This is a genomic window from Glaesserella sp. (genome assembly GCF_041817755.1).
Taxonomy (GTDB): domain Bacteria; phylum Pseudomonadota; class Gammaproteobacteria; order Enterobacterales; family Pasteurellaceae; genus Glaesserella.
Genome location: NZ_JBGYBX010000019.1, coordinates 1 through 3,454, shown reverse-complemented (window position 1 = coordinate 3,454; position 3,454 = coordinate 1). Strand labels below are relative to the sequence as shown.

Here is a 3,454-nt window from a genome sequence, read left to right as displayed (position 1 = left end):
TTACATTCCGCAAAATTATAAACCTACAGGTAACGGGCTGTTTGATTTATTGAAAGCGGCAAAAGGCTTAGATATTGAAGTTCAACGGGAAAAAACAAACGATATCGCTACGGCTAAAGCGGCATTGAACACCACTCAAAAACTTTTCGGTTTGACCCAGCGCGGTATTGTGTTATTTGCTCCGCAACTTGACCAATTACTAAACAGCAATCCTAAAATTAGTGAATCACTCGGCAGTGCAGCCAATATTTCTAAAAATTTAGGCAAAGCCAATACGGTATTGTCCGGTATTCAGTCAATTTTAAATTCCGTCTTATCCGGTATGAAGTTGGATAGTGCCATTAAAAAAGGCGGTACGGAATTAGAACTGGCGAAAGCGGGATTGGAATTAACCAATGAACTCGTCCGAAACATCGCCACAACAACCAAAACTATAGATACGTTTTCCCAACAAATCAATAAATTAGGCGGATATCTGCAAAACGTCAGAGGCTTGGGCGGTATCGCTGACAAACTGCAAAATTTGCCTAACTTCGGAAAAGCCAATTTAGGTCTGAATATTATTTCGGGATTGTTATCCGGTGTCAGTGCCGGTTTTATGTTGGCTGATAAATCGGCTTCCGCAGACAAAAAAGCAGCTGCCGGTTTGGAATTGACCACTCAAGTTTTGGGAAATATTACTAAAACGATCTCGTCTTATATACTCGCTCAACGAGTGGCTTCCGGATTATCGACAACCGCCCCTGTTACCGGTTTAATTGCATCAACCGTCGCACTCGCTATTAGTCCGTTATCATTTTTACGGGTAGCGGATCAATTCAAACAAGCCGATGTATTGAAACAATTCTCTGAACGATTTAAAAAATTGGGATATGAAGGTGACAGCTTATTATCCGATTACTATCGTGAATCAGGCACTATTGATGCGTCCGTCACCACGATTAATACCGCTTTAGCCGCTATTTCCGGCGGTGTCGGTGCTGCCAGTGCGGCATCATTAGTCGGTGCGCCGGTTGCTTTATTGGTAAGCGGTATCACAGGATTAATCAGCGGAATTTTAGAGTTTTCCAAACAACCAATGTTTGAACATGTAGCCAATAAAGTTCACGACAAAATTATTGAGTGGGAGAAAAAACACGGCAAAAACTACTTTGAAAACGGATATGATGCACGTCATCTAGCCTATCTTCAAGATAACTTAGAATTTTTACAATCTCTAAATAAAGAGTTGCAAGCCGAGCGTGTGATTGCGATTACCCAACAACGTTGGGACAATCAAATCGGTGATCTTGCCGGTATCAGTAAACTGGGCGAAAAAGTACAGAGCGGTAAAGCTTATGTTGATGCGTTTGAAGAAGGTAAACATTTAAAAACCGATAAATTAGTCGGCTTTGATCCGAGTAAAGGCATTATTGACGTGACTGATTCCAACGGTAAAAAAACGCAGAGCATTACTTTCACTTCGCCGTTACTGACACCGGGCACCGAATCAAGAACGAGAACGCAGGAAGGCAAATATTCCTATATTACCAAACTGCTTGTCAATCGCATTGATCGTTGGCAGGTCAAAGACGGAGATGCCAGCTCGACATTTGATTTCACTAATATTCTGCAACGTATCGCCACTAAATTGGATCGTGCAGGAAACGTGGTTGAAGCAAAAGAAGCAAAAATTGTTGCCGATTTAGGAAAAGGTGACGATAACGTTTTTGTCGGTAGCGGCGCTACAGAAATTGACGGCGGCGAAGGTTATGATCGCGTACATTATAGCCGCGGCAATTACGGTGAATTAAACATTGATGCAAAAGATGAAACGGAAAAAGGCAGCTATACCGTTAATCGCAATGTAGGACAAGGAAAACCGGCTCACGAAACAATCGTAGTACATACCAGTAAGGCCGGAAGCCGTGTAGAAAAAATCGAGTATCGAGACAGTAATCACCAACATGCCGGTTATCAAACAACGGATAAATTAAAATCCGTTGAAGAAATTATCGGTTCATATTCCAACGACACGCTCAAAGGAAGCAAATTTGCCGACGTTTTCCACGGCGGTGAAGGTAACGATACCCTTGAAGGACGTGGTGGTGATGATCGATTATTCGGTGGTCTCGGCAACGATTACATTAGTGGTGATGAAGGTAATGACTTTATTGACGGGGGGAAAGGCCACGATATTCTGAGCGGAGATGCCGGTGATGATATTTATGTCCACCGCAAAGGTGACGGTAACGACAGAATTACCGAAACAAGCGGTAATGACAAGTTATCATTAGCCGATTCGAATTTGAACGAATTCACTTTCTCAAAAGAAGGAAACAGCTTAATTATCAAACGTAAAGATAATGGAGAAAATATCAAAATTTCAAGCTGGTACTTCAAAGATAACTTACGTAAAGAATTAGGTCCGTACTTCCCTCATAGCATTTCCAAAGGCGATGATAAAATCGAAGAAATTATCGGTAAAGATGGTGAACGTATTACATCTCAACAGATCGATGACTTAATTGAAAAAGGGAACGGTCGGATTGCAGATGACGCATTAAATAAAGTTGTAGCAGATTATGCTGCGAAAAAAGCGAGTACAAACACTATTGCCAGTGTAGATAAGCTTATTTCATCAGCAAGCGGATTCTTGTCATCTACTGATGAAAAAAGTGCGTCTAATATTTTACAACCGCCTCAAATTAATTTAACTCCTCTACAATTAAGTAGCGCAGCAGCTTAATATTTTAAATATAGCGATCCTATTTTTTTAAAAGAAATAGGATTGCTATTTTATTTTTAATAAGGACATCCTATGGAAAAACAAAAGGATTTAGGATTAGTTGCGCTTAAAATACTTGCGCAATATCATAATATTGCAATCAATACTGAAGAAATAAAACATAAATTTGATCTTGAAAGCAACGGCTTATCGTTAACCTCATGGTTGTTAGCTGCAAAAGAATTGGAGCTTAAAGCCAAAAGTACTAAAAAAAGCATTGATCGCTTACCGTTTATTAACTTACCTGCATTGATATGGCGCGATGACGGGAAGCATTTTCTTTTAGTTAAAATTGATACCGAACATCAACGTTATTTAACTTTTGATATAGAACGAGATGAAGCAAGAGTTTTCTCACAGGAAGATTTTAAACAACTGTATCAAGGCACTTTAATTTTAGTGACGTCCCGAGCTTCAATTATCGGGCAATTAGCAAAATTTGATTTTACTTGGTTCATTCCCGCAGTAATAAAATACAGAAAAATTTTCATTGAAACACTTGTTGTATCTGTTTTTTTACAAATATTCGCTTTAATTACACCGCTCTTTTTTCAAGTTGTGATGGATAAAGTACTTGTACATCGAGGATTTTCTACACTGAATATTATTACTGCCGCTTTAGCCGTCGTTGTCATCTTTGAAATTGTCTTGAGCGGATTGAGAACTTATATTTTTTCTCATAGCACT

Annotated in this window: 2 protein-coding genes; both read left to right on the top strand. The window is 39.4% G+C overall.

From position 1 onward, the window contains the following. Positions 1-2,728 (top strand): RTX family hemolysin (locus tag ACEYKX_RS01800; protein ID WP_373780376.1); only part of this gene is annotated, 2,728 nt, incomplete at its 5' end. 72 nt (positions 2,729-2,800) lie between these two features. Continuing rightward, on the top strand, positions 2,801-3,454 hold a 654-nt coding region (locus ACEYKX_RS01795), incomplete at its 3' end, for a cysteine peptidase family C39 domain-containing protein (protein ID WP_373780375.1).